This window comes from Streptomyces sp. NPDC093984 (assembly GCF_044764595.1).
Lineage (GTDB): Bacteria > Actinomycetota > Actinomycetes > Streptomycetales > Streptomycetaceae > Streptomyces > Streptomyces cynarae.
Genome location: NZ_JBIWIM010000001.1, coordinates 1,258,154 through 1,282,800 on the forward strand (window position 1 = coordinate 1,258,154; position 24,647 = coordinate 1,282,800).

Sequence of the window (24,647 nt, forward strand, 5' to 3'; positions counted from 1 at the left end):
TTTGTTCGGGGATCTAGGCCGGTTCCGCGAACCTCTCCCGCAGCTCGATCTTGCGGACCTTCCCCGAGACCGTCATCGGGAAGGCCTCCAGGACCTGCAGCCGGCTCGGGATCTTGTAGTGGGCGAGCTGCCCCTCGCAGAAGGCCCGCAGCTCCTCGGGGGTCGGCGGGTCGGCCGGGTCGCGCGGGATCACGCAGGCCAGGACCTCCTCGCCGTACCGCTCGTGCGGGACCCCGACCACCTGTACGTCGGCGATCTTCGGATGCGCGTACAGGAACTCCTCGATCTCGCGCGGGTAGATGTTCTCGCCCCCACGGATGATCATGTCCTTGATGCGGCCGACGATCTCGACATACCCGTCCTCGCGCATCATCGCGAGGTCGCCGGTGTGCATCCAGCGGCCGGGGTCGACGGCCTCCGCGGTCTTCTCCGGCTCGTTCCAGTAGCCGAGCATCACGCTGTAGCCGCGGGTGCACAGCTCGCCCGCCGCGCCGCGCGGCAGGGTCACCCCGGTCGCCGGATCGACGATCTTGACCTCGACGTGCGGGAGGACCCGGCCCACCGTGCCCGTGCGGTGCTCCAGGTCGTCGTCCATCCGGGTCTGCAGCGAGACCGGGGAGGTCTCCGTCATGCCGTAGCAGATGGACACCTGCTCCATGTGCATCTCGCCGACCACCCGCTTCATCACCTCCACCGGGCACGGCGAGCCCGCCATGATGCCGGTCCTGAGGGACGACAGGTCGTAGTCCGCGAAGCCGGGCAGGTTGAGCTCGGCGATGAACATCGTCGGCACGCCGTACAGGGAGGTGCAGCGCTCCTGCTGGACGGCCTCCAGGGTGGCCCGGGGTTCGAAGGACGGCGCCGGGATGACGATGCAGGCCCCGTGGGAGGTGGCGCCCAGGTTCCCCATGACCATGCCGAAGCAGTGGTAGAACGGCACCGGCAGACACACCCGGTCCTGCTCCGTGTAGCCGATCGTACGGCCCACCCAGTAACCGTTGTTGAGGATGTTGTGGTGGGAGAGGGTGGCACCCTTGGGGAAGCCGGTCGTGCCCGAGGTGTACTGGATGTTGACCGGGTCGTCGCAGCTCAACTCCCCCGCGAGAGAGGCCAGTCGGTCGTACGGGACCGACGCCGCGCCCGCCGTGAGCGCGTCCCAGGTGGGGTCGCCGATGTAGACGGTCTCGCGCAACTCCGGGCAGTCGCCACGCACTTGGTCGACCAGGGCCCGGTAGTCGCTCGTCTTGTGGGCGAGGGAGGCGACCAGGAGCGAGATCCCGGCCTGCTTCAGCACGTACTGGAGTTCGTGGGCGCGGTAGGCGGGGTTGATGTTCACCATGATCGCGCCGATCCGTGCGGTGGCGTACTGCACCAGCACCCACTCGGGGCAGTTGACCGCCCAGATGCCGACCCGGGCGCCCTTGCGCACGCCCTTGGCGAGCAGCCCGAGCGCCACCTCGTCGACCGCGGCGCCGAACTCGGCGTAGGTCCAGCGCCGCCCGGACGGCACGTCGACCAGGGCCTCGCGGTCGGGGAACGCGGCGATCGCGCGGTCGAGGTTGGCGCCGATGGTGTCGCCGAGGAGCGGCGTCGTGCTGGTCCCGTGCGTGTACGACAGTGCGGTCACCGGAAGTCCTCCTCGCGGTACTCGTTCCGCGAGCCCGCGGCCGTGGCCTCGCGCAGCTCGATCCGGCGGATCTTGCCGGAGACGGTCTTGGGCAGGTCCCCGAACTCCAGGCGGCGGATGCGCTTGTAGGGGGCGAGCACCTCGCGGGAGTGCTCGAAGAGGACCTTCGCGGTGTCCGGGCCGGGCTCCCAGCCCGCGGCGAGCACCACGTACGCCTTCGGGACGGAGAGGCGCAGTTCGTCCGGCGCCGGTACGACGGCCGCCTCGGCCACCGCCTCGTGCTCCAGGAGCGCGCTCTCCAGCTCGAAGGGGGAGATCTTGTAGTCGGAGGCCTTGAAGACGTCGTCGGCCCGCCCGACGTAGGTGATGTAGCCGTCCGCGTCCCGGGAGCCGATGTCGCCGGTGCGGTAGTAGCCACCCGCCATGGCCTCGGCCGTACGGTCGGGGTCGCCGTGGTAGCCGGTCATCACGCCGACCGGCCGTACGGACAGGTCGAGCGCGATCTCGCCCTCGTCCGCGCCCGGCGCGCCGCTCACCGGATCCAGCAGTTCCACGCGGAAGCCGGGACTCGGCCGCCCCATGGAGCCCGTCTTCAGCGGCTGGCCGGGGCTGTTGGAGACCTGCACGGCCGTCTCGGTCTGCCCGAAGCCGTCCCGGATGGTCACCCCCCAGGCCCTGCGCACCTGCTCGATCACCTCGGGGTTCAGCGGCTCGCCGGCGGCGACCGCCTCGCGCGGCGGGGTGGCGAGCTGGGTGAGGTCGGCCTGGATCAGCATGCGCCACACGGTCGGCGGCGCGCAGAACGTCGTCACGCCCACGCGATCCATCTCCGCCATCAGCCGGGCCGCGTCGAAGCGTGTGTAGTTGTGGATGAACACGGTCGCCTCCGCGTTCCACGGGGCGAACAGGTTGGACCAGGCGTGCTTTGCCCAGCCCGGCGAGGAGATGTTCAGGTGGACGTCCCCGGGCTTGAGGCCGATCCAGTACATCGTCGCCAGATGACCGATCGGGTACGACACATGGGTGTGCTCGACCAGTTTGGGCCGGGCGGTGGTGCCCGAGGTGAAGTACAGCATCAGCGGGTCGTCGGCGTGGGTCGGCCCGTCCGGCTCGAAGCGCGCGTCGGCCGTGTACGCGTCCTCGTAGGCCCACCAGCCCTCCGGCGCGCCGCCGACCGCGATCCGGGTGTAGTCGCCCGGCACCTCGGCGAACTTGTCCGTGTCCTCCGCGCGCACGATCACATGCCGGACCCGTCCCCGGTCGACACGGTCGCGCAGGTCCGCGGGGCCGAGCAGCGGGGTGGCCGGGATGACGACCGCACGCAGCTTCATCGCCGCCAGCGCGGTCTCCCACAGCTCGGTCTGGTTGCCCAGCATGACCAGGATGCGGTCCTCCGCACGCACGCCCCGCTCACGGAGCCGGCCGGCCACCCGGTTCGAGCGCTCGGACATCTCGGCGAAGGTGAGGCGTTCCTCGGAGCCGTCCTCCTCCACGATGTGGAGCGCGGTGCGGTCGTTGCCGTCCGCGATGACGTCGAACCAGTCGAGCGCCCAGTTGAAGTACGCCGGGCGCGGCCAGCGGAAGCCCTCGTACGCCGTCGCGTAGTCCTCCCGGTGCGCCAGCAGGAAGTCCCGCGCGGTCCGGAACGCGTCCGTCGCGTCGGTGTTCGCCGTCATGTGTCCTCCTCATTGCCGGACAGCCATCTCACATCGTGTAATCGGTGACGCAGGTCTCACCACCCCCGAACGGGGGGTGCGCCGCGACGGAGGGGCGAGCACGTGGCAGTTGACGCAGCCGAGACGGTTCAGGTGCGCAGCGCGCTGGTGCGGCTGCGGCGGGTCACGGGGCTGCCGGTCGCCTTCGGCGGACTGGTGGAGTCCGGGCGGCCGCAGATACGCATCAGCGAACTGAGCGGCACCGCGACGGCGGCGCTCAGCTCGCTCGCCGTCGTCTCCGGCAGCGGTCTGGGCGGCAAGGTGACGGCGCTGGCCCGGCCCTGCGCGGTGACCGACTACTCGGCGTCCCGGCAGATCAGCCACGAGTACGACGCGGCGGTGGCGGCGGAGGGCCTGAGGTCCGTCCTCGCGGTGCCGGTCGTCGTACGGCGCCGGGTGCGCGGGGTGCTCTACGGCGCGCTGCGGACGGCGCAGCCGCTGGGCGACCGCACGCTGAGCGCGGCGGTGGAGGCGGCGCGGGACGTGGAACAGGCGCTGGTCGCCCGGGACGAGGCGCGCAGCCTGCTGACGGCGGTGCGGGAGCCCTCCGGCCCGGCCGGGGCGGCCTGGGAACAGGTGCGGGAGGCGCACGGCGCGCTGCGGGCGCTCGCCCAGCGGGTGGAGGACGTGGCACTGCGGGCGGAGCTCCTGGACGTGTGCGGGCGGCTGGCCGGGGCGGCCTCCCCGGGATCGGCGATGGGGAACGTGGGGCTGTCCCCGCGGGAGGTGGACGTCCTGGCGTGTGTGGCGGCCGGGTCGACCAACGCGGCGGCCGCCGAGCGGCTGGGACTGCGCCCGGAGACAGTGAAGGGGTATCTGCGCTCGGCGATGCGGAAGCTCGGCGCGCACAGCAGATGGGAGGCGGTGGTGGCGGCGCGGCGGGCCGGGCTGCTCCCGTAGACCTGTAGTTTCCGATTCATTCGGTACTCCGATGAAATTCCCTCGTGTCATCGCTTGTTGTTTCCCTCACCATGCCGCCGTCCGAATTTTCAATGACGGGACGCCTAATATTGGCCAGGACACGACACCCGGAGGGGAGCGGCACCGTGCGACGGGACTTCAAGGAGCCTGCGAGACCCCACCATGACCTGGTCATCGGCCGGGAGGAGCTGTGCACGGCGGCGCGCCGGCAGCTCGCCGACGGGGGAAGTGTGCTGCTGCACGGCCCCGCCGGAATAGGAAAGTCGACGGTCCTGCGGACGCTGGCCGCGGAATACGGCGAAACGGTGCGCACCGTGTTGCGCTGCTCGGCGACCGAGTCCGAATCCCACCTTCCCTTCCTGGCCCTGGCCGACCTGCTCGGGCTCGTCATGGACGAGGTCGCCGACCGGCTGCCCGCCCCCCAGCGCACCGCCCTGGAGTCCGCGCTCACCGGCCGCGGCGAGTCCACGCTGCAACGGGACGGACTCGCGCTGCGGCTCGCCGTGCTCTCCACCCTCCGTGCGCTGGCCGCCCGCGGTCCCGTGCTGATCGTCGCCGACGACCTGCAGTGGCTGGATCCGGCCAGCACCGAACTCCTCGGCTTCGCCGCGCGGCGCCTCGGCGGCACACCGGTGCAGATGCTGTGCGCGGTGCGCACCCACGCCGAACAGGGCCAGGAGTACGACCGCTATCTGAGCGCGTCCCCGCCGGACACCCTCGCCCTCCAGGTGGGCCCGCTCTCGCGCGCCCGGATCGCCACGCTCCTCGATCACCGCGGCTACACGGGACTGCCCCGCTCCACCGTGCGGGACATCCACCGCACCAGCGGCGGCAACCCGCTGTTCGCTCTGGAGCTCGGCCGCGCCCTCGCCGAGAGCCCGACGCCGCCGAGGCCCGGTGAGCCGCTGCCCGTGCCGACCTCGCTCAGGACCCTGGTGCTCAACCGGCTGGAGGCGCTGTCCGACGAGGCCCGCCGCACCCTGCTCGTGGCGAGCGCGGGAGCCCGGCCCACACTGGCCCTGCTGCGCGCGGCGGGCCGGGACAACGCGGAGGCGGAGACCGCGCAGGCCGCCGCGCTCGGGCTGCTGGTGACGGAGCGGGACGCACCGGGCGTGCGGTTCGCGCATCCGCTGATATCGGCCGCGCTGTACGCGCAGGCGAGCGCCCAGGAGCGGCGCGCCGTGCACGCGGCGCTGTCGACGGCGGCCTCCGACCCGATCGAGCGGGCCCGGCACCTGGCGCTGGCGACCACCGGCACGGATCCGCGGGTGGCGCAGCGGCTCGCCGAGGCCGCTTCCGCCGCCCGGGACCGGGGCGCGCCCTCGGTGGCGGCGGGGCTCGGGCTGCTCGCCGCCCGGCACACCCCTGCGGACGCGGTGCCGGGGCCCGGCGAGCGACGGCTGCAGGCCGCCGAGGACGCGCTGACCGCCGGGGAGACCGACCTCGCCCGGGACATCGCCCGCGAGGTGCTGGCCCACGCGACGCAGCCGGCGGACAGGGTGCGGGCCTGGATGGTGGTGATCGACGCCGCCGGGCACGCGATGGCCGAGGTCGACGCGGTCTTCCCGCAGGCGCTGTCGGACGCGGGCGACGACCCCCGGCTGCTCACCCTGGTGCACTACCAGCTCGCCTGGCGGGCGCTGCTGGTGGAGGGCGACTTCGCCCGGGCCCGGCAGGAGGGCGCCCTCGCCGCGGAGCTGGCGGCGCGGGCCGGTGACCGGCGCAACGAGCTGCTGGCCCTCGCCTTCCAGGCGCAGGCCGAGACCCTGATGGGGCACCCGGACGCACCGCTCACCATCAAGCGGGCGATGCGGGAACCGCAGGACGCTCGGGTGGCGTGCGACCACAACGGCGTCGGCGCCGTGCGGTTCCGCTGGCTGATCATGAGCGATCAGCTCTCCGAGGCACGGAAGACGGTCAGCGCGCTGCTGCGCGAGGTGCGGCGGCGCGGCATGGTCGAGGCCGAGGTGCACTTCCTGCGCGGGCTCGCCGAGACCGAACTGCGGGCCGGACACTGCGGGCGGGCCCTCGACCTCGCGCGGGAGAGCCTCAGGCTGGCGCGGGACACCGGGATCGGGGAGGCCGCCAGCGCCATGCTCACCTCACTGGCGGAGGCGGCGGGCGGCGAGGCGGAGCGGGCGCTGACGCTGGCCCAGGAGGCCGTGTCGCGGGCCGAGGAGGACGGCGACGTGATCTACCTGTCGCGGGCGCTGGCCGCGCTGGGGCACGCCCAGCTGGTGGCCGGGGACGCGGCGGGGAGCGTCCGGTCCCTGCGCCGGGTGAGGGAGCTGGAGGAGGGGCTCGGGGTCACCGATCCGGCTCGGGGCCGCTGGCACGGCGACCTCGCGGAGGCGCTCGTACGCGTCGGGGAGCCGGCCGAGGCGCAGGACGTCATCGACGCCGCCCGCGCCCACGCGCTCAGACTGCGGCGGGAGAGCGTGCTCGCGGTGCTGGACCGGGCGGAGGCCCTGGTCCGGGCGGCACGCGGCGAAGTGGACGCGGCGGAGCGTCAGTTGACGGCGGCACGGGACCGGCTCGCGAAGCTCGGCTACGGCCTCGAGGAGGCCCGGGCGGCCTATGCGCTGGCGGGGCTGCGCGCCGGGCGGTCGGGACCGGCGTCGTACGACGAGGCGACCCGTCTGTTCCGCCGCTGCCGGGCGATGCCGTGGCTGCGCCTGGTGGAGACGGCCACGGTCATGGATCCGGCGCGGTCGGAGCCTCACCCGGCGGGTCCGGCGCCGGTCGCGGCGGCCGCCCTGGACAGCCTGGCCGCGACGGAACGGCAGGTCGCCGCGCTGGTCATGGAGGGCGCGACGAACCGGGAGATCGCGGCCCGGCTGTTCATCAGCGTCAAGACGGTGGAGGCCACGCTGACCCGGGTCTACCGCAAGCTGGGCATCCGGTCACGGGTGGACATCGTGCGTCTGGCGGCCGGGCACCGCGCGAGCTGAACCATCGCACACGGCACGCCCGTTGGCCGGTTACGCGCGTGGACCGAGGGTTTTCCCTGCCCAACTCGCCTAGGGCGTTCCCTCATTGGGAGGGGACCCCTCCGGCTTCTAGCGTAAAGGTGTGCCGCTCGCCGGGCACACCGGGGCCGGTCCCCACTCGCGCGAACCCCCACCGGCAACCCCACGAGGAGACCCATGTCCGGGCCGAAACGCGTCAGAAGGGCCGCCGCTGCCGCCGTGGCGACCGCTGCCGCCGCCACGGGCACGCTCACTCCCTCCGGCGACTTGGACACCTGCCAGGGCGACAGCGGCGGCCCCCCGCTCACCGGGGGCGTCCTGGCAGGGATGACTTCCTGGGGCGACGGCTGTGCGGAGAGCCCGGTGACCGCGCAGGTCAACACGTAAGTCCCAGAAGGCTCCTGGGGTGACACCCCAGGTAGATACCAGGGGGCGTTGCGGGCCTCCACGAGCGGCCCGCAACGCCCCCTTTCCACGTCACTTCCATGGCCCGGCCCTCACCCGCCTGTTTGAATGGGCGGCGGATGGGAGGGTCGCACACGGTGTCCACAGACCGCTTTCTGGCGTTCGCCGCGATGTCCCTGCTGGTGATCGTGATCCCCGGTCCCAGCGTGCTGTTCGTGATCGGCAGGGCGCTCGCGCACGGCCGCCGCACCGCCGTGGCGACCGCGCTCGGCAACGTCTTCGGTTCGTATCTGCTGGTGGTGGCGGTCGCGGTCGGCATCGGCTCGCTGGTCGAGCGGTCGGTCGCCCTCTCCATGGCGGTGAAGCCGGCGGGGGCGGCGTACCTGGTCCTCCTGGGCGTGCAGGCGTTCCGGCACCGGAAGGAGCTGAAGGCGTCGGCGATCAGGACCGTGCCGACGGGCCCGGCGCGCGGCGATCTCCGTACGGTCCTGGACGGCGTCCTGGTGGGCGCGACCAACCCCAAGGGGGTGGTGTTCTTCGCCGCGGTACTCCCCCAGTTCGTGAACCACTCGGCGGGTCGTGTGCCGTTGCAGATGCTCCTGCTGGGCCTGGTCCCGATCGCGATCGGCCTGGTCACGGACACCCTGTGGGGGCTGACGGCGTCCGCTGCCCGCGCCTGGTTCGCCCTCCCCCAAGTTCTCGGCTTCGCTCGAACAGGGGGACCCCCATGGACCGCCGCTTGTCGCTGATCGGCGGCGCGGGCGGGTTCACGATGATCGGGCTGGGGCTGACGGTGGCGGTGACCGGGCGGACGGATTGAGGCACCGCGGGACCGCGTCGCGGACCGGGAGTCAGGGGCGCGGGGGGACGACGGTACCGAACCGGATGTCGTACGAGGTGCCCTCGTGCATCACCTTCAGCATCCGCGCTCCTTCCTCGGCCACCTCGTCCCGCTCGGCCCTGGTGAGCCCGCGGAACGGCTCGATGACGAGCGCGTCCTCCTCCAGCTTCCACACGCCCGCGAGGAAGCCGTCGACGAGCAGGGTGCGGTAGGCCTGGTTGCCCACCGCGTTGCGGCCCTTGAGGCCGGGGGGCACGACGCGGGCGCGGTCGGCGTGGGAGAGGAGCAGGTTGTCGTACTCGGGCAGGAAGCGCGGCGGGGCCGGGGTGTCCGGGTCGGGGCGGGGAGCGTCGGGCAGATCGAAGAGTTCGACGCCGTGCTCGTCGCGGAAGGTGACGAGCCGCGGGCGCAGCCGCTCGAAGGCGTCCCGCAGCCGCGTGAGGCCCGCCCAGGTCTGCATGTCCTTCACCGAGGCCGGGCCGAAGGCGGCGAGGTAGCGCTGGACGACGGAGTCGGGCGCCGGGGCGGGCTCGGCGGGGCGCCCGAGCCAGTGCTCGGCGGTGGTGAGCGCCACCTGGCCGCTCAAGCCCCACAGGCCGCGTGGGGTGACCTGGACGAGGGGCAGCCGGCAGCGGGCGGCGAGTGCGAGGGCCTGCGGGTCGGCGTCCGGCCACTCGGCGAGCAGCGCGTCCCGCAGTTGGGTCATGGTGCGCGGTTCGGCCTCCACCAGGTCGCGGGCGAGGGCGGCGAGCCGGTCGAGGTCGACGCCGGCGAGACCCTTGCGGAAGGCGGTGAGTTCCCGGTCGCGGGCAGGCTGGACGAGCGGCCTCAGGGTGAGGCAGTCGTCGGCGGTGTGGGTGTGGATGGTGGACCGCAGGGTGACGATTCGGACGACCTCGCGGTCGGCCATGAGCCGTGACAGATGCTCGGGCGCGAAGCCCTCCAGTCGTGCCGCGAGCGCGTAGTACGGCGGTTTGACGTTCTGCGCCTGGAGGCCGACCAGGTGCGCGACGGCCGCCTTGACGGACAGCGGGGAGCGGCGGAGCAGCAGCTGACGGGCGAGGGTGGCGCGGTTGAGGGCGCGGCGAGGGAGGACGGGAGCGGTGGCTGTGGACCGGTCGGTCTTCCGCGCCGCGGGGCTCGTCTTCGTCATGCCAGGACGGTAGCGGGGCTTGCGGACATCCACTGTCCGCAACAGCCGAGCGGCGCCCCGCCGGGCTTCTAGCGGGGCCGCTCAGTGCCGCTACGGGGCGACGGCGACGCCGAGGCGTCGCCGATCCGCCTCTACGGCGCGCCGCTTCCTTGCTTCTTCGCGTCCTCGATCGCCTTGAGGTAGTCGTCCGGCGACAGTTTCGCGCACTCTGGCAGGCCGTTGTCCGCGGTGTCGTTCTTCGCGGCGACGATCGCCTTGGTGCACGTTGCGATCCGCTCCGCGTGGGCGGCGTCGGCCGCTCCGGCTGTCGCGGAGGGGCTCGGCGCCGAGGATCCGTCGCTGCCCGAGCCCAAGTCGGAGCATCCGGTCAGCATGAGCACGGCTGCGGCGAGTAGGGAGATGGTGTGGCGGCGCATGGGTCTCCTTGGAGGCCGAGTGGTGGCCGAAATCATGCACCCGAACACGCACTTTGAGTGATCTTCGAGTGACGCTGTGTCCATGTTGTGATCTGCGGCCGGGGCTCGCACCGGCGCCGCCTCCAGCGGTCAACGGTGGATCCGATGGCGCGCATCGTCGTCCGTGGTGACAGGATCGACGCATGGACACCGAGACGGACTGGGTGTACCGGGTGTTCGAGCCGCACGGCTCGGAGGGGTGGCGCCCCTACGGCAGGGATCCCGAACGGTGGCGGGGCATGATCACCACCGATGACTTGAGCGAGGGCCCTCGATACGCCGTCTCCCTCGTCGTCGCCGACCTGATGACCGAGTGGCAGGCGCTCGGCCTCCCTCGGGCGAGGCACGTACGGGTCTTCCTCTGGCGCGACGAAGAGGGCGACGAAGCGGACGCGGACATCATCGTGGAGGTGCGGCCGAGCATCCACGCGGAGTTACCGGCGAGCGACCCAATGCGCACGCAGACGGGATACGGCCGGGTCCACACCGAGTGACGGGGCATCTGCCGGCCCGAGCCGGGCTGCGGGAGTAGGCAGCCGCACATATGGGGGTACTCGCCCCGAAACCCCCACAGAACGGAGCCCCTTATGATCATCAAGAGCATGCACGAAATGGGCATCCGCAGCGAGCACGCCTACCTCGCAGGCATGGCCTCCATAGGGCTCAGCATCGCCTCCTGGATCACCAGCCTCCAAGCCGAACCCGGCAAGGGCATCGATCGTGCCGACCGCTGGGGAATTTTCGTGGGTGAGTGGGCGCCGACGTTTTTCGGTCTCGGCCTCGCCCTCTCCCACTACGAACAGCAGGACGGCACCATCACCGCCGGAAGCATCCACGAACTCCGGGAACGGCAGAAGACCGGCTGAACACGCCGACTCCCGCCACGACGAAGCCCCGCCACCGGTAAGGCGGCGAGGCTTCTGCCGGAGTACTTCTCCGCCTTCCCGCGAAAGCCCCCGGGCCCGGTGGCGCGGGGGCGGTGGAGGGCTGTTCCCGGCTCAGCCCGGGTGGTCGTCGCCGAGCACCTCACGCCGCGCCGCGTCCCCGCGCCGGTTCAGTGCGCTCGTCGTCCGGAACACCGCGACCGTCAGCGCCAGGAACACGACCACGAGCAGGATCTGCGTGAGCACGGAGACGATGGGCATGTGCTTCGTCGTGTTGGCGAAGATCGCCATGACGACGTTCCCCGCCAGCCAGCCGAACCACAGCCTGAACTTCTCCACGCGCACGGCCTTCCGCACGTCGCCGTAGCTCGCCATCGCGTCCCCCAGAGTGTTGGTGTGCTACCGGCAGCATGCAGGTCCGTGCGGGCAATGTGGAGGTGTTGTGTCCACGCTGTTACCGAAATTGCTCATTCCGCTTCCCGCGCCATTCCACCGGCGAAGGCTCCGTCCACCAAGTGGGCGCGCAGAGCGTGCTCGTCGAGTCGCCCCTCCTCGCCCACCAGCAGGTTTGGGCGGGGTGGGACTCCCGGTGGGAGCTCGGGGCGCGGCCGACCATCACCGAGCTCACCCCAGGGTTCACCGTTGTGCGGGGCAGCTCGGCGCGCACGGGCCGTCCAGGGACTGACCGGGCGGGCAGCGTGGCGCCGATCAAGACGTGCCCCATTCGGCGGCATTTCGGTTACGGGCGGCGCGGTGGCGCGTTGGTGCTGCATGAGCAGAAGTCGCAGGCTGCGGGATCTGTCAGGGGCGCCGGCATTCGACCAGTTGAGGGCTGAGCTGGCTCGTGCTGCTGACTCGGTTGCCGGGGCACGGCCGCCTCGGCGGAAGGCGATCGACACATCGCTTCGCCCGGCGAGTGCGGAACCGGACGACGACGGCAGCGAGACGGCGCCGCCCGGCTCGAACTGAGGTCACTCGCCCGCCTTCTCGGGCGGCCGGCGGCGGCCTGCGTGCGGCACGAGGGACCACGCCTGTGCCGGCTCGGAGAACCGGGCGCCATGTCGCCGACGCGGGAGTGCCGGGCCACGTTCTCGCAGCGTGGGCCGCCACACCAACGCGGCCTTCACCAAGGCCAAGTACGCCCATGATCGAGAAGTGGCGCGAGGGGTCTCGTCCACCTGCCTCGGTCAAGCCTCTGACCGGGAAAGCCTGGAACGAGGAGTTGGCCAGGGCCGGTTGGCAGGGACCGGCCGGCTCCGCAGGTGCGGACGCTGCCCTGCGGGCGTGGAGCAGCGAGTACGCCTGTCGCACCCCCTCCCAGGCCGCTGGACTTCGGCCGGCCCTCCCCCGTGGCGAGGTCACGGCTCAGAGGACCGGTCCACCTCGTTGCGGCGGCCGCGGTCGCCCCCTCGCGCTCCTGAGCACGCCGGCCGGCAAAGTCGCGCGCACTGGTTCCACTCCTCGCCCGGAGCGTTCCGGCAAGCCGCCGGCGGGCTATTTCACCAGTCCGTGCCGCTTCGCGTATGCGTTCGCCACGTCCTCGGGGTCCTTCTTGTCGTTGTCGACCAGGCTGTTGAGTTCGGTGAGGTCGGCGGTGGTCAGGACGTTGCCGAGCCGGGCGAGGGCCTTGCGGACGGTGTCGTCGGCCTTGCGGTCGGCGATGAGCGGGACGATGTGCTGGCTGGGGATCAGGTGCTGGGGGTCGGACAGCACCACCCAGTCGTTGGCCTTGATGTCGGTGTCGGTGGTGAAGAGGTTCGCCACGTCCACGTCGCCCTTCTTCAGGGCGCCCTTGACCAGCGGCCCGTCGGAGTCAAGGGACTTGAACTCCTTGAACTCCACGCCGTACACGTCCTTCAGGCCGACCGCGCCGACCTGGCGCTTCTTCACCTCGGGGGCGGCTCCGATGACCAGTTTGCCGTTCTGCTTCTTCAGGTCGGCGAGGGAGGCCAGGCCGTACTTGTCAGCGGTCCGGCGGGTGACGACGAAGGCGTCCGAGTCCTCCGCCATGCCGTACGGCAGGACCTGGAGTCCGGCCGGCAGGGCGAGGGTGAGGGCGTTCTGCATCGCGCCCTCCTCGGTGGGCGTGGCCTTCGGGTCGAGGTAGTTGAGCAGGGCGCCCTGGTACTCGGGGAGCAGGTCGATGTCGCCGGCCTTCAGGGCGGGGATGACGATCTCGCGCGTGCCGAGGTTGGGGCGGACCTTGGTCGTGACGCCGGCCGCCTCCAGGACGGCCGCGTAGAGGTAACCGAGGACCTGGTTCTCGGTGAAGTTGGCGGTGCCGATGGTGACCCCGCCCTTGCTGGAGCCGCCGCCGGCGGTGGAGTCGCCCGGGCCGTTGAGGGAGGTGATGCCGCTCGCGCACGCGGAGAGGGCGGGGACGGAGGCAGCAGCGAAGAGGCCGCCGAGGAGAGCACGACGATTCATGGTTCGGGTTCCTAGGCAGTTCGGGTGGGGGTCCCCCCGCTCGAGCGAAGTCGAGAGTGGGGGAGGAAGAGGAAGCGCTGGAGACCGGCGAGGGCCACGTCCAGGACGACGGCGACCACGGCGACCAGCACCGCGCCGCCGAGCACCTGCACGAGGTCGCGCTGGGCGAGCCCGTCGAAGACGTAGCGGCCCAGGCCGCCGAAGGAGACGTAGGCGGCGATGGTGGCCGTGGCGACGACCTGGATCAGGGCCAGGCGCAGGCCTGTCGTGATCAGCGGGAGCGCGAGCGGCACCTCCACCTGGAACAGCACCTGGTGGCCCCGCATGCCCTGCCCGCGCGCCGCGTCCTTCACGTCCGGGTCGACGGCCGTCATGCCGGCGTAGGTGTTGGTGACGATCGCCGGGACGGCGAGGGCGACCAGCGCCACGTACACCGGCAGCATCGACAGGCCGCCGGCCAGGAAGACCAGGACGACCAGGCCGACGGTCGGGAGCGCCCGGCCGAAGGACGCCAGGTTGATGGCGATGAACGCGCCCTTGCCGGTGTGGCCGATGAGCAGGCCGAGCGGGAGGCCGATGGCGGCCGCGATGAGCGTGGCCAGCAGGGAGTACTGGAGGTGCTCGGCGAGGCGGTGGGCGATGCCGTCGGGGCCGGACCACTGGGAGGCGCTGGTCAGCCAGGTGCCGAGGTTCTTGAAGAGTTCGTACATGTCAGGCTCGCCGCCTCCGCCACGGGGTAAGGACGTACTGGAGGGCGACCAGCAGGGCGTCCGCGACGACGGCGAGCAGGAGGGTGAGGACCACTCCGACGATCACCGGGGTCGGGAAGTCGCGCTGGAAGCCGTCGGTGAAGAGCTGGCCGAGACCGCCGTCGCCGATGTAGGTCGCGACGGACACCAGAGAGATCGACATCACCGTCGCGATGCGGACGCCCGCCATGATCACGGGCAGTGCGAGCGGGAACTCGACGGTGAGCAGCGTCCGCAGCGGGCGCGTGCCCATCGCCTTCGCGGCCTCCATCGTCCTCGCGGGCACCGAGTCGAGGCCCTCGACCGTGTTCCGCAGCAGCACGACCAGCGTGTAGACCGTCAGGCCGATCACGGTCGTGGTGCGGGTCAGTCCGCTCACCGGGAGCAGCAGGACGAAGATCGCGATCGACGGGATCGTGAACAGCACGTTGGAGACGCCGAGGAGGAAACCGCGCAGGGGGCGGATCCGGTGGGCGACCACCGCGAGCGGCAGCGAGATCAGCAGGCCGAGGAAGACGGCGGTCAGGGCGGCCTGGAGGTGGGAGAGAGTGAGGCTCACGAGATCGCCGGTGTGGCCGGATATCCAGGACCAGTCGGTCGTCATGCGGCCACGCTCACTTCGGCGTGCGCACGGTTCGCGTGCGCGTGGATGTCGTCCCGTGACGAGACGCCGGTGAGGACGCCGTCCGCGTCGACGCGGACGACCAGGCCGGCGGGGGAGGCGACCGACTCGTTGAGGGCCGACAGCAGGGAGTCGGTGTCCTTGAGCGGACGGACGGGGAGTACGGCGTCCCCGGCGTCCTTGGAGGCCCAGTGCAGGGGCCTGCCGGCCGCGTCGAGGGCCAGGGCCCAGGTGCCGCCCTGCGGGGCCGGGCCCTGCGGGACGTCCGCCAGGGTCTTCAGCGAGAGCAGCTTCAGCCCGCGCTCGGCGCCCAGGAAGTCGGCGACGAAGTCGTCGGCGGGCCGGGCGAGCAGTTCCGCGGGGGAGGCGCACTGGACGAGGTGGCCGCCGGTGCGAAAGACCGCGATCTGGTCGCCGAGGCGGACGGCCTCGTCGATGTCGTGGGTGACGAAGACGATGGTCTTGCTCAACTCCTTCTGCAGCCTCAGCAGTTCGTCCTGGAGCTGAGTGCGCACGACAGGGTCGACCGCACCGAACGGCTCGTCCATCAGCAGCACCGGCGGATCGGCGGCCAGCGCGCGGGCGACGCCGACCCGCTGCTGCTGGCCACCGGAGAGCTGGTGCGGGTAGCGCTTGCCGGCGTCGGCGGCGAGACCGACCGTCTCCAGGAGTTCGGCGGCGCGGGCCCGTGCCTTCCGGCGGTTCCAGCCGAGCAGCAGCGGGACGGTGGCGATGTTGTCGAGCACCGTGCGGTGCGGGAAGAGACCGGCCTGCTGGATGACGTAGCCGATGGACCGGCGCAGCTCGGCGGCGTCCTGCCGGGTGACGTCCTTGCCCCCGACCCGGATGGTGCCGGAGGTCGGCTCGACCATCCGGTTGATCATCCGCAAGGTGGTCGTCTTGCCGCAACCGGAAGAGCCGACGAGAACGGTGACGCCGCCCTCCGGCATCTCCAGGGAGAGATCATGGACTGCTGTCGTGCCGTTGGGGAAGCGCTTGTGGACCGCGTCGAACTGGATCATGAGATGTCCCTTGCCCGGCTGCATAACATCATGCAGAGTTCTCGGTATGTGAATAGCTTGTCAACAGGTCGGTGTTAATCCGAAGTAACGGATGATCGACAGGCAAGATCAATCGTCCGGTTCGAGGGGAGTTTGGGATTTATGTCGTCTCGCATGGTGGACGCACCCGGATCCGTGCACTCCGGATCGGTGGTCCTCGACGGAATCGGTCTGGCGGTCGAGGACGTCGTGCGCCTGGCCGACGGGACTGCGCGGCCGGTCCCCGGTGCCGAGGCGATGAAACGTGTGACCGAGTCCTGGGACGCCGCCCGGCAGATCGCGGCGACCGGGCGCGTCTACGGCCGCTCCACCGGTGTCGGTGCCAACCGGAACGAGGACGTGCCCACCGAGGACGCCGCCGGACACGGCCTGCGCCTGCTGCGCAGCCACGCCGGCGCCATCGGCGGGGAACTTCCGGCCCGTCAGGTCCGCGCCATGCTCGCCATACGCGCCAACCAGCTGTTGGCCGGAGGCGCCGGACTGAGGCCCGGCGTGATCACGGCCCTGTGCGAGGCGCTGGAGGCCGGAGTGCACCCGGTCGTCAACGAGTTCGGGTCGGTGGGAACGGGCGACATAGCCGCGCTGGCACAGGTGGGCCTGGCGCTGGCCGGGGAGCGGCCTTGGCGGGGGGCGGGAACGTCCTGGGCGGGCACTCCCGGGGCGGGCACGACCGGCGCGGGCGCGACCGGCGCGGGTTCGTCGGCTGGGGCGGCCGGGGTCCGCGCCCCCGAGCCGCAACCCCTCGACAACAACGACGCGCTCGCGCTCATCAGCAGCAACGCCCTCACCCTCGGCCAGGCCGCCCTGGCCCTGCACGAACTGCGCGGACTCATCGGTGCCACCCAGGTCGTCGCCGCGCTGTCACTGCTCGCGGTCGACGGGTCGCACGAGCCCTACGCCGCCCCCGTGCACGCGGCCCGCCCGCACCGGGGCAGCGCCGAGGTCGCCCGGCGGATGCGGGAGCTGATCGGCGCGGCGGAACGGCCGTCCCCGCCGCTCGGCCGGATCCAGGACCCGTACGGCTTCCGCTGCCTGCCCCAGATCCACGGCCCCGCGCAGGACGCGGCGGACGCGCTGGAACAGGTCCTCGCCGTCGAGATCAACGCGGCCGCCGAGAACCCGCTGATCTCTCCCGAGGACATGGCCGCCTACCACCACGGCGGTTTCTACCTGACCCAACTCGCCCTGGCGCTGGACCACTTCCGGCTGGCGGTCACCCAGGTGGCCCGCCTGTCCACGTCCCGCCTGTCCACCCTCAACGAGCCCGCCTACACCCGCCTGCGCCCTTTCCTCGCCGACCACGAGTCCGCCTCGTCCGGAGTGATGATCCTCGAGTACGCCGCCGGGGCCGCCCTCGGTGACGTGCGGGCCTTCTCGGCGCCGGCCTCGCTCGGGCACGCGGTGCTCTCCCGGGGCGTCGAGGAACAGGCCAGCTTCGCCTCGCTCGCCGCACGTCAGACCCTGCGGGCGTGCGGCGCGTACCGTCTCGTCGTCGGCTGCGAACTCGTCGCCGCCGTACGCGCGTTGCGGCTGCGCGACCTGAGGCCCGACCTGGACCTTCCGGTGGGCCGGGCCCTGGCGCTCGCCGAGTCGGTGCTCGACGGGGATCCGGCCGACCGGCCGCTCACGGACGACGTGACGGCGGCGGCCGCACTGCTCGACCGGTTCACGGAAATCTGGAGGCGAAGCTGAGCGTCACCTCCATGCGGGTTGCTGAAGTACGCCGGGGGGCCGTTGACGGAGAAGGGTCAGTCCGCTCTCGCCGTAAGCCATGACAGGAATCGGTCAGTGAGCGTTCGGCCCGCCGTAACGGGTGGCGGGTGTGGGGCGGTTGCCGCCCGTCAGCAGGGCGGTCTCGGCGCCCCCCCGCATCGCGGCGGTTCCACGCGTTCTTGAGGCACCCACCCACCACTGAGCGGTCGTCGCCCCATGCACGGCACAAGCCAGGTTGACACTCTTCCGATGTGAGTGGTTAATTACTTCCATGGAAACGAGGACACGGCAGCGTTCCACGGCCGAGGAGCGCCGGGCGACCGTCATGCACACGGCGATCAAGTCGTTCGCCGAGCGCGGGTACTACGGCACCTCGACGATGGACGTGGCCAAGGCCGCCGGCATCTCGCAGGGTTACCTGTACCGGCTGTTCAAGGACAAGGAGACGCTGTTCGCGGCCCTGGTCGACTACTGCTCGGACCGGCTGCGGGAGGCCGCCGCAGCGGCGGCGACGTCGGTGCGCAGCACCGATCCGGAAGCGGTTCTGCAGGCGATGACGGCCTCGTACGACGACGTCATCGCCGACCGGGACGTCCTCATGATCCTCATGCACGCCCAGTGCAGCACGGGCGAGCCGGTCATCGCCGAGGCGGTGCGCACCTGCTACGCCAAGCAGGTCGAGTACGTCCGCGCCGCCTCCGGCGCCTCGGACGAGCAGATCCGCCGCTACTTCGCCGACGGCCTGCTCAGCAATGTCATGATGGCGATCGACGCCGCCTCCGTCGACGCCCCCTGGGCGCGCACGCTGCGCAGCTGAGGGCAGGCGTCCACCGGGCCGCTCCGGGCGGCCCGTTTCTTTCGCCCAACATGTAAGCGGTCAACCGCATACTAACGAGAGGCTGATTCCTCATGCCGTCCCCCTCCCTACGCCGCGGGACCGGGCCGCTGCTGGCCCTGCTGGCGTTCGCCCAGTTCATCAGTGCCATCGACTACAACATCGTCTACGTCGCCCTGCCGGAGATCGGCCGCGAGGTCGGCTTCGACGCGCACAGCCTGCAGTGGGTCGTCAGCGGCTACGCGATCGCCTTCGGCGGCTTCCTGCTGCTGGGCGGCCGGGCGGCCGACATCCTCGGCCGGCGCCGCATGTTCGCCACCGCCCTGACCCTCTACGGCCTGTCCTCGCTGGCCGGCGCTCTCGCCGCGGACCCCGGGCTGCTCGTGGCCGCCCGCGCCGTCCAGGGCCTGGGCGGCGCCCTCCTGCTGCCCGCCACGCTCTCCCTGATCGCCACCACCTTCGCCGAGGGCGCCGCACGCAACCGGGCACTGGCGATCTGGGGCGGCGCGGGAGCCGTCGGCCTGGCGCTCGGCTCCCTGCTGGGCGGCATCCTGACCAACTACCTCGGCTGGGAAGCCGTCTTCTACGTCAACGTCCCCCTCGCCCTGGGCGCCGCCGCAGCAGCCTTCGCCATCGTCCCCAAGGACGCGCAGCGCGAGCGGGGCCGCAGCTTCGACCTGGCGGGTTCGCTCACCGCCACGATCGGCTTCACCGCCCTCGTCTTCGCCATCGTGCAGGGCCCCGAAGCCGGCTGGACCTCCGCCCGGACCATCGTCTCGCTCGCGGCCGGCGTGCTGTTCATCGGGCTGTTCCTGCTGATCGAGGCCCGCGCCGCCCACCCGTTGATGCCGCTTCGCCTCTTGCGCAACCGCAGCCTTCTCGCCGCGATGGGCATCACCTTCGTCTTCATGGGCACCTTCGGCGCCCAGTACTACTTCTTCACCGTCTACCTGCAGAACGTCCGCGGCTACGGCGCCCTGGCCACCGGCCTGGCGTTCCTGCCCTCGGCACTGGTGGGCATGGTCGGCACCAAGGCGAGCGAGAAACTGCTCGGCACCGCCGGTACCCGCTCGACCATCGTCACCGGCCTGCTTCTGGGCGCCATCGGGATGACCGCCCTGGCGCTGGCGATGTCCCCCGGCGGCGGTTACCCGGCCCTGCTGCCCGGCGTGATCCTGCTCAGCCTCGGCCAGGGCATCGCCTGGACCGCGATGTTCGCCGCGGCCGGAACCGGAGTCGACGCCCAGCACCAGGGGATCGCCTCCGCCATGGCCTCCACCACCCAGCAGATCGGCTCCGCGGTCGGCCTGGCGATCCTGGTCGCCATCGCCAACGCCGGCGTCCACACCACCACCGGCCCGGCCCTCGTCCCGGGCCTGCGCACCGCGGGCTTCACCGCCGCCGCCCTCACCCTCCTCGGCGTCGGTATCGCCTTCACCCTGCGGCGGCCCGCCACCACGCCTCCCGCACCCACCGCCGATCGCACCAAGCAGCGGACCGAATCCGGCATCTCCGCCTGAGCCGCGCCGCCGCCGGTCGCCCTCCCCTTCGCGAGAGCGGCCGGCGACGCCCGGTGACCTCGATGGCCAAGGAGGGCACTCAGTCGGGGACCAGCTCAGAGGCCCAGGTCGGCGGCCAGGCAGGAGAAGGACATCCACGATCCTTCGGGGTCGTAGGCGTCCCTCGCCGGATCGTTCGACGCCGCCTGCTTTTCTTCGACCATGTCCTCGAAGCGAATACGCTCCGGCAACTTGCCGAACCGTGCCTGACGTGCTGCCGCAGCACTGTCCAGGGCGCTCTGGCTTTCCATGGCCAACCTCCGCTCAGTCGGTGGCTTCTCGCCTCGCGGATGTCAGACTCACATCCCACTCCGTCACCTGTCAAGCAGGTGACGCAATACGGTCTCGCACAAGGCCGTCGCCCTGAACGAGTCCGGCGGGTCGACATCACCTCGAAATCGAGCGGGAGAGGCAGGCGAAGTCGAGGCCAGTGCGCCCGGCCCGGCACCGGACGCCCGCACCCTCCGGCGATCAGCGGCGCCGCAGCGACGGGTCGAGGAGCGCGGGCGGAGTGTCGTGCTTCTCGTGCGGGGCCAGGTCGGTGCCGGGGGCGACGATCGCGTCGATCGCGTCGAGCACGTCGGCGGAGAGCACGGTGTCCGCGGCGGCGAGCTGCGCGCGCAGGTGCTCCAGCGTGCGAGGGCCGATGAGCGCGCTGGTCACGGCGGGGTGCGCGGTCACGAAGCCGAGTGCGAGCTGGATCATCGTCAGCCCGGCCTCGTCGGCGACCTCGGCCAGCCGCTCGACGGCGTCGAGCCTGGCACGGTTGGCGGGGAGGGTGGTGTCGAAGCGTTCCGGCATGAACGCCGAGCGGTGGGTGGTGACGTCCCGGCCCGCGCGGACCGCACCCGACAGCCAGCCCGAGGCCAGCGGGCTCCACACGAGCACGCCGAGCCCGTACTCCTCGGTCACGGGCAGGACGTGGCTCTCGATGCCGCGCTGCAGGATCGAGTAGCTGGGCTGCTCGGTGACGTAACGGCTCAGGCGGTTCTCCCGGGCGGCCCACTGCGCCTGCACGATGCGGTATGCGGGGAAGGTCGAGGAGCCGAAGTAGCGGATCTTTCCCGCGCGTTGCAGATCGGTCAGGGCCGACAGCGTCTCCTCGTCACCGGTGTTCGGGTCCCACCGGTGGATCTGGTAGAGGTCGACGTGGTCGACACCGAGGCGGCGCAGGCTGTCGTCCAGCGCGGTGACCAGCCAGCGGCGTGAACTGCCCCGGTGGTTGCGCTCGTCACCCATGGGCATGGTGGCCTTCGTGGCCAGCACGATGTCGTCGCGGCGGCCGGCGACGGCCTTGCCGACCATCTCCTCCGAATCGCCGTCGCCGTAGACGTCGGCGGTGTCGATGACGTTGATCCCGGCCTCGAGGGCGGCGTCGACGACGGCGGTGGCCTCCTCCTGGGTGGTGCGCCCGATCCGGCCGAAGTTCATCGCGCCCAGCGCGAGGGAGCTGACCTGCACTCCGGTACGGCCCAAGGTGCGGTACTGCATGGCTGTGGTCCTCCATCAAGGGTGGGGCAGGGCGGCAGGGCATGACTTGGTGCCGGATCCCCGCTCTGACATCATGAGCAAACGGAACCTCGTTCCGGAACGATACGGAACAGCGTTCCGTTTTAGCAAGCGTGGTTGCGGAAGGAGTGGCGTGGTGAGCGACAGCGTCGAGGGCGCGGGGCGGACGGCCCCGTCCAAGCGGAAGGACGCCCGGCGCAACAAGGAGGCGCTGCTCGACGCCGCCGCCGCGGTGTTCGTCCGGTCGGGCGTGGATGCGCCGGTGCGCGACATCGCGGCCGAGGCCGGGGTCGGGCTCGGCACGATCTACCGCCACTTCCCGACCCGGGCGGACCTGATCATCGCCGTCTACCGGCACCAGGTCGACGCCTGCGCCGACGACGGTCCGGCCCTGCTGGCGAGCAGCCCGACGCCGTACGCCGCATTGAGGGAATGGATCAACCTCTTCGTCGACTTCCTGGCCACCAAGCACGGACTGGCCGCCGTGCTGCAGTCCGACAACGCCGGTTTCGACACGCTGCACGCCTACTTCCTCGACCGCCTCGTGCCCGTCTGCGCCGAGCTGCTCGAAGCCGCGGCCGCCGCGGGCGAGATCGGCTCCGACATCGAGGCCTACGAGCTCATGCGCGGCGTCGGCAACCTCTGCATCGGCGCGGACAACGACCCCCGCTACGACGCCCGCCGACTGGTCGAGCTCCTCATCGAAGGACTACGCCGGCCGCACTGAGCTCTGGCCTCCTAGGCCCTGATCTCGAAGCCGCCACGCCCGTCGAAGCGCACCTCCCGGACCGCGTCGAACCCGTCCGCCGGGGACGGCCTGCGCAACCGCTTCAGGGTCGCGAACACGCCGACGTCCGGGACGCGCGCGCGGTCCTCGCGGGCGGCGTTGCGCAGGAGCGAGCCCGTGAGGTCCGGCGGGAACCAGTACGCCGTGACCGTCGCGCCGTGGGCGTGGCCCGCTTCCACCAGCGGGCCCCACTCCTGCGGTGAGGGGTTGGTGTTGTCCACCGCCACCGGCCGCCCCGCCGCGAGGGCCTCCTGCACCTGCCGCATCTGCCGCTGCTGCCTGTTACGGGCGCGCCGGGGGAACAGGTCCTTGCTGACCAGCACGTACCGGCCGGACAGGTGCTGCGTGTAGAAGGTGGACTTCCCCGACGCCTGCAACCCGACGAGCACGGCCATGTCCAGTCCTGTCCCCATACGGGCCACGATGACACGAGGCCGGTGGACGGGCGAAACCCCGTGCGGCTCGGCGTTCCCGCGGACCGGGCGGACGATGGAGAGTGCGGAGGAGTCATCTCCTCTGGAGAGCGTCGTGACGAGAGCGGCGCGCGCCCGGCGGCCGCCCGGGCGGGATCGCGGCCGACGGGCCGTGCGCCGGGAAGGCGGGGCGTTCGGTGAAGGAGACACTGTCTCTCGGGCGCATCGCCGGCGTGCGCGTCGGCCTGCACTGGAGTGTGCTGGTCATCATCGTGCTGGTCGCCGTCGTGCTGGCCCGCGGGCGGCTTCCCGCGGCCCACCCCGGACATCCGGCCTGGGCCTACTGGGTGGCGGCGCTGCTGACCTCACTGGTGTTCCTGGCGTCGCTGCTCGCACACGAACTCGCCCACGCGGTCGTCGCACGCCGCAACGGCGTGCAGGTCGAGGGCATCACACTGTGGATGCTGGGCGGTGCCGCCCGGCTGCGCAGCGAGGCGCCGACGCCCGGTGTGGAGCTGCGCATCGCCGTGGTGGGACCGCTGACCAGTCTGGTCGCGGGTGGGGTGTGCATCGGCCTGGCCGTGGGGCTCGACGCCCTGCCCGTCTCTGGTCTCGTGGTGGAGGCCGTCGCCTGGCTCGCCGCCATCAACATCGTGCTGGCCGTGTTCAACGCCCTGCCGGCGGCCCCGCTGGACGGCGGACGGCTGCTGCGGTCGTTCCTGTGGCACCGCACCGGTGACCGGGTGCGGGCGACCCGGGGCGCCTCGGCCGCGGGCCGCGCTCTGGGCTGGTTGCTGGTGGCCGCCGGGTTCGCGGCGGTGCTCTTCGCGGGCAACCTGTCGGGACTGTGGTCGGCGTTGATCGGCTGGTTCCTGATCAGCACGGCGACCGCGGAGGCCCGCCAGGCCGAGCTGCGCAGCGCCCTGCACGGCGTCCCGGTGAGCCGGGTGATGACCTGGGACCCGGTCACCGTGCCCACCGCGATGACCACCGCCCAGTTCCTCGCGGACACGCCCTTCGACCGGTTCCGTCACTCCGCCTTCCCGGTCCTGGCGCCCGACGGAGGCGTGGCCGGGCTGGTCACGGCCGGCGCCATCCGCGACGTCCCGCCGCACGCCCGGCCGACCACCACGATCGGCGAGGTGATGCGCCCGCTCCCGGACATCGAGACGGCCGCACCCGGCGACATGGTCGTGGATCTGCTGCCCCGCCTCCAGGAGAGCCGGGAGCGCAGGGCGCTCGTGCTCGACGACGGGCGCCTGGTCGGGATCGTCACGCTCGCCGACATCAGCCGTGTCGTGACCTGGCTGACCGGCGCACCCCGCCGGGAGGGTTGAGCCATCCGCGCGACCGGGTCAGGCCGCGGTGGTCCGCAGCATCCGCAGCACCCGCAGACGCCCTCAGTTCAACCCGGCTGCCTCTCCCGCCTCCCGGCCCCTCCCCTCCACCGCCGTCACGGCCATCGCCAGCGGGCCGGGAGCCAGGAACGCCAGGGGCAGCAGCATCCACGCGCACAGTGCCGCCGTCGCCAGGGCGAGCAGGATCAGGGCGCTGCCCGCCGCGTCCCGGGCGGCGGTGCGCGCCGCCGTGCGCAGTGCCGTCGGCCAGTCGTTCAGTGACTCGGGGCGGGCACATGCCCTCAGACCCACCACCGCGGCGCACGCGCCGATCGCCGCGGCCACGGCCGTGAACGCCGGTGCCCCCGGCAGACCCGCGCCCGCCAGTGCCAGGTCCGCCGCCAGCAGCAGAACGCCCGTGAGGGCCACCGCCCCGGCCGCCATGTCCCCGGCCCGCAGGCGGCCGCGCAGCACCCGCAGGTACCGCCCCGCCGTGACCGGCCGGTCGTCCCGCGCTCCGCGCAGCACCGCGCACGCCGTCGACAGGGCCGCGGGCGCGGTCAGCAGCGGCAGGGCCGCGACCGCCGTCGCCAGGCCCACGCTCAGCACGTCCGCGAACAGCGTCATCCGCGGGCCGAAGACCTCCCCGGGCTCCCGGGCCATGC

At 72.0% G+C, this 24,647-nt stretch carries 22 protein-coding genes and 2 pseudogenes; 11 read left to right on the forward strand and 13 right to left on the reverse strand.

The genetic code is table 11. The features are described 5' to 3' along the window. Positions 1 to 13 precede the first annotated feature (13 nt). A complete protein-coding gene (locus ACIRC0_RS05665) occupies positions 14 to 1,627 on the reverse strand; it encodes an AMP-binding protein (protein ID WP_403611613.1) in 1,614 nt (537 codons plus the stop codon). Next, positions 1,624 to 3,303, reverse strand: a complete 1,680-nt coding sequence (locus ACIRC0_RS05670) for an AMP-binding protein (protein ID WP_403611616.1) — start codon at positions 3,301 to 3,303, stop codon at positions 1,624 to 1,626. Before ACIRC0_RS05670 ends, ACIRC0_RS05665 begins: the two co-directional genes overlap by 4 nt. Before the next feature lie 102 nt (positions 3,304 to 3,405). On the opposite strand from ACIRC0_RS05670, the gene ACIRC0_RS05675 reads away from it, so the two are divergent. From ACIRC0_RS05675 to ACIRC0_RS05690, 4 genes and pseudogenes are all read left to right on the forward strand, one after another. After that, complete coding sequence (locus ACIRC0_RS05675) at positions 3,406 to 4,242, forward strand: response regulator transcription factor (protein ID WP_403611619.1); 837 nt, start codon at positions 3,406 to 3,408, stop codon at positions 4,240 to 4,242. 92 nt (positions 4,243 to 4,334) lie between these two features. Continuing rightward, the gene (locus ACIRC0_RS05680) at positions 4,335 to 7,214 is read left to right on the forward strand and encodes an AAA family ATPase (protein ID WP_403611622.1); all 2,880 of its coding nucleotides are present in this window, start codon (positions 4,335 to 4,337) and stop codon (positions 7,212 to 7,214) included. A gap of 276 nt (positions 7,215 to 7,490) precedes the next feature. Then, positions 7,491 to 7,619 (forward strand): annotated as a pseudogene (locus ACIRC0_RS05685) (trypsin-like serine protease); the annotation flags it as partial. Positions 7,620 to 7,756: 137 nt separating this feature from the next. Beyond that, a pseudogene (locus ACIRC0_RS05690) lies at positions 7,757 to 8,457 on the forward strand (LysE family translocator). Positions 8,458 to 8,488: 31 nt separating this feature from the next. Here ACIRC0_RS05690 and ACIRC0_RS05695 read toward each other — a convergent pair. Together ACIRC0_RS05695 and ACIRC0_RS05700 are read right to left on the reverse strand one after the other, a co-directional pair. Next, the gene (locus tag ACIRC0_RS05695; protein WP_403611625.1) at positions 8,489 to 9,631 is read right to left on the reverse strand and encodes a winged helix DNA-binding domain-containing protein; all 1,143 of its coding nucleotides are present in this window, start codon (positions 9,629 to 9,631) and stop codon (positions 8,489 to 8,491) included. A gap of 131 nt (positions 9,632 to 9,762) precedes the next feature. Next, the gene (locus tag ACIRC0_RS05700) at positions 9,763 to 10,047 is read right to left on the reverse strand and encodes a hypothetical protein (protein WP_403611628.1); all 285 of its coding nucleotides are present in this window, start codon (positions 10,045 to 10,047) and stop codon (positions 9,763 to 9,765) included. 182 nt (positions 10,048 to 10,229) lie between these two features. Between ACIRC0_RS05700 and ACIRC0_RS05705 the strand changes: the two genes are divergently transcribed. After that, positions 10,230 to 10,580 carry a hypothetical protein gene (locus tag ACIRC0_RS05705; RefSeq protein ID WP_403611631.1) on the forward strand — a complete coding sequence of 117 codons (351 nt, stop codon included), beginning with the start codon at positions 10,230 to 10,232 and terminating at the stop codon, positions 10,578 to 10,580. A 93-nt stretch (positions 10,581 to 10,673) separates the two neighbouring features. Continuing rightward, positions 10,674 to 10,952: a hypothetical protein gene (locus ACIRC0_RS05710; RefSeq protein ID WP_366030439.1), complete on the forward strand. Its 279-nt coding sequence runs from the start codon at positions 10,674 to 10,676 to the stop codon at positions 10,950 to 10,952. 132 nt (positions 10,953 to 11,084) lie between these two features. Here ACIRC0_RS05710 and ACIRC0_RS05715 read toward each other — a convergent pair whose 3' ends face one another. From ACIRC0_RS05715 to ACIRC0_RS05735, 5 genes are all read right to left on the reverse strand, one after another. Beyond that, on the reverse strand, positions 11,085 to 11,345 hold the full coding sequence (locus ACIRC0_RS05715; RefSeq protein WP_403611635.1) for a hypothetical protein: 261 nt from the start codon (positions 11,343 to 11,345) through the stop codon (positions 11,085 to 11,087). A gap of 1,119 nt (positions 11,346 to 12,464) precedes the next feature. Further along, positions 12,465 to 13,397 (reverse strand): ABC transporter substrate-binding protein, encoded by a 933-nt coding sequence (locus tag ACIRC0_RS05720; protein ID WP_403611638.1) that lies wholly within the window; start codon positions 13,395 to 13,397, stop codon positions 12,465 to 12,467. Positions 13,398 to 13,408: 11 nt separating this feature from the next. Beyond that, the gene (locus ACIRC0_RS05725; RefSeq protein ID WP_403611641.1) at positions 13,409 to 14,107 is read right to left on the reverse strand and encodes an ABC transporter permease; all 699 of its coding nucleotides are present in this window, start codon (positions 14,105 to 14,107) and stop codon (positions 13,409 to 13,411) included. 1 nt (position 14,108) lies between these two features. Further along, positions 14,109 to 14,750 carry an ABC transporter permease gene (locus ACIRC0_RS05730; RefSeq protein WP_403611644.1) on the reverse strand — a complete coding sequence of 214 codons (642 nt, stop codon included), beginning with the start codon at positions 14,748 to 14,750 and terminating at the stop codon, positions 14,109 to 14,111. Further along, positions 14,747 to 15,790 carry an ABC transporter ATP-binding protein gene (locus ACIRC0_RS05735; protein WP_403611647.1) on the reverse strand — a complete coding sequence of 348 codons (1,044 nt, stop codon included), beginning with the start codon at positions 15,788 to 15,790 and terminating at the stop codon, positions 14,747 to 14,749. The genes ACIRC0_RS05730 and ACIRC0_RS05735 overlap by 4 nt, the downstream gene beginning before the upstream one ends. A 141-nt stretch (positions 15,791 to 15,931) precedes the next feature. On the opposite strand from ACIRC0_RS05735, the gene ACIRC0_RS05740 reads away from it, so the two are divergent. The 3 genes from ACIRC0_RS05740 (at position 15,932) to ACIRC0_RS05750 (ending at position 19,897) form a co-directional block, all read left to right on the forward strand. After that, complete coding sequence (locus ACIRC0_RS05740; protein ID WP_403611650.1) at positions 15,932 to 17,521, forward strand: aromatic amino acid ammonia-lyase; 1,590 nt, start codon at positions 15,932 to 15,934, stop codon at positions 17,519 to 17,521. 292 nt (positions 17,522 to 17,813) lie between these two features. Further along, complete coding sequence (locus ACIRC0_RS05745; protein WP_403611653.1) at positions 17,814 to 18,359, forward strand: TetR/AcrR family transcriptional regulator; 546 nt, start codon at positions 17,814 to 17,816, stop codon at positions 18,357 to 18,359. Positions 18,360 to 18,451: 92 nt separating this feature from the next. Continuing rightward, positions 18,452 to 19,897 (forward strand): MFS transporter, encoded by a 1,446-nt coding sequence (locus ACIRC0_RS05750; protein WP_403611656.1) that lies wholly within the window; start codon positions 18,452 to 18,454, stop codon positions 19,895 to 19,897. A 95-nt stretch (positions 19,898 to 19,992) separates the two neighbouring features. Here ACIRC0_RS05750 and ACIRC0_RS05755 read toward each other — a convergent pair whose 3' ends face one another. Next, complete coding sequence (locus ACIRC0_RS05755; protein WP_403611659.1) at positions 19,993 to 20,187, reverse strand: hypothetical protein; 195 nt, start codon at positions 20,185 to 20,187, stop codon at positions 19,993 to 19,995. A 220-nt stretch (positions 20,188 to 20,407) separates the two neighbouring features. Beyond that, the gene (locus ACIRC0_RS05760; protein ID WP_403611661.1) at positions 20,408 to 21,427 is read right to left on the reverse strand and encodes an aldo/keto reductase; all 1,020 of its coding nucleotides are present in this window, start codon (positions 21,425 to 21,427) and stop codon (positions 20,408 to 20,410) included. Positions 21,428 to 21,581: 154 nt separating this feature from the next. Here ACIRC0_RS05760 and ACIRC0_RS05765 point away from each other — a divergent pair, with 154 nt between their 5' ends. Then, positions 21,582 to 22,172 carry a TetR/AcrR family transcriptional regulator gene (locus ACIRC0_RS05765; protein WP_403611664.1) on the forward strand — a complete coding sequence of 197 codons (591 nt, stop codon included), beginning with the start codon at positions 21,582 to 21,584 and terminating at the stop codon, positions 22,170 to 22,172. Between the two features lie 11 nt (positions 22,173 to 22,183). Here ACIRC0_RS05765 and ACIRC0_RS05770 read toward each other — a convergent pair whose 3' ends face one another. Continuing rightward, positions 22,184 to 22,645, reverse strand: a complete 462-nt coding sequence (locus tag ACIRC0_RS05770; RefSeq protein ID WP_403611666.1) for an AAA family ATPase — start codon at positions 22,643 to 22,645, stop codon at positions 22,184 to 22,186. Between the two features lie 197 nt (positions 22,646 to 22,842). On the opposite strand from ACIRC0_RS05770, the gene ACIRC0_RS05775 reads away from it, so the two are divergent. Further along, the gene (locus ACIRC0_RS05775) at positions 22,843 to 23,982 is read left to right on the forward strand and encodes a site-2 protease family protein (RefSeq protein WP_403611669.1); all 1,140 of its coding nucleotides are present in this window, start codon (positions 22,843 to 22,845) and stop codon (positions 23,980 to 23,982) included. Positions 23,983 to 24,045: 63 nt separating this feature from the next. Here the strand turns inward: ACIRC0_RS05775 and ACIRC0_RS05780 are convergent, their stop codons facing one another. After that, complete coding sequence (locus ACIRC0_RS05780; protein ID WP_403611672.1) at positions 24,046 to 24,645, reverse strand: hypothetical protein; 600 nt, start codon at positions 24,643 to 24,645, stop codon at positions 24,046 to 24,048. Between the last annotated feature and the right edge of the window lie 2 nt (positions 24,646 to 24,647).

Coding starts and splice junctions, on each gene's coding strand:
- ACIRC0_RS05670 (WP_403611616.1), bottom strand. CDS start 3,303: ATGACGGCGAACACCGACGCGACGGACGCGTTCCGGACCGCGCGGGAC.
- ACIRC0_RS05680 (WP_403611622.1), top strand. CDS start 4,335: ATGACGGGACGCCTAATATTGGCCAGGACACGACACCCGGAGGGGAGC.
- ACIRC0_RS05695 (WP_403611625.1), bottom strand. CDS start 9,631: ATGACGAAGACGAGCCCCGCGGCGCGGAAGACCGACCGGTCCACAGCC.
- ACIRC0_RS05700 (WP_403611628.1), bottom strand. CDS start 10,047: ATGCGCCGCCACACCATCTCCCTACTCGCCGCAGCCGTGCTCATGCTG.
- ACIRC0_RS05705 (WP_403611631.1), top strand. CDS start 10,230: ATGGACACCGAGACGGACTGGGTGTACCGGGTGTTCGAGCCGCACGGC.
- ACIRC0_RS05710 (WP_366030439.1), top strand. CDS start 10,674: ATGATCATCAAGAGCATGCACGAAATGGGCATCCGCAGCGAGCACGCC.
- ACIRC0_RS05715 (WP_403611635.1), bottom strand. CDS start 11,345: ATGGCGAGCTACGGCGACGTGCGGAAGGCCGTGCGCGTGGAGAAGTTC.
- ACIRC0_RS05720 (WP_403611638.1), bottom strand. CDS start 13,397: ATGAATCGTCGTGCTCTCCTCGGCGGCCTCTTCGCTGCTGCCTCCGTC.
- ACIRC0_RS05725 (WP_403611641.1), bottom strand. CDS start 14,107: ATGTACGAACTCTTCAAGAACCTCGGCACCTGGCTGACCAGCGCCTCC.
- ACIRC0_RS05730 (WP_403611644.1), bottom strand. CDS start 14,750: ATGACGACCGACTGGTCCTGGATATCCGGCCACACCGGCGATCTCGTG.
- ACIRC0_RS05735 (WP_403611647.1), bottom strand. CDS start 15,790: ATGATCCAGTTCGACGCGGTCCACAAGCGCTTCCCCAACGGCACGACA.
- ACIRC0_RS05740 (WP_403611650.1), top strand. CDS start 15,932: ATGTCGTCTCGCATGGTGGACGCACCCGGATCCGTGCACTCCGGATCG.
- ACIRC0_RS05745 (WP_403611653.1), top strand. CDS start 17,814: ATGGAAACGAGGACACGGCAGCGTTCCACGGCCGAGGAGCGCCGGGCG.
- ACIRC0_RS05750 (WP_403611656.1), top strand. CDS start 18,452: ATGCCGTCCCCCTCCCTACGCCGCGGGACCGGGCCGCTGCTGGCCCTG.
- ACIRC0_RS05755 (WP_403611659.1), bottom strand. CDS start 20,187: ATGGAAAGCCAGAGCGCCCTGGACAGTGCTGCGGCAGCACGTCAGGCA.
- ACIRC0_RS05760 (WP_403611661.1), bottom strand. CDS start 21,427: ATGCAGTACCGCACCTTGGGCCGTACCGGAGTGCAGGTCAGCTCCCTC.
- ACIRC0_RS05770 (WP_403611666.1), bottom strand. CDS start 22,645: ATGGGGACAGGACTGGACATGGCCGTGCTCGTCGGGTTGCAGGCGTCG.
- ACIRC0_RS05780 (WP_403611672.1), bottom strand. CDS start 24,645: ATGGCCCGGGAGCCCGGGGAGGTCTTCGGCCCGCGGATGACGCTGTTC.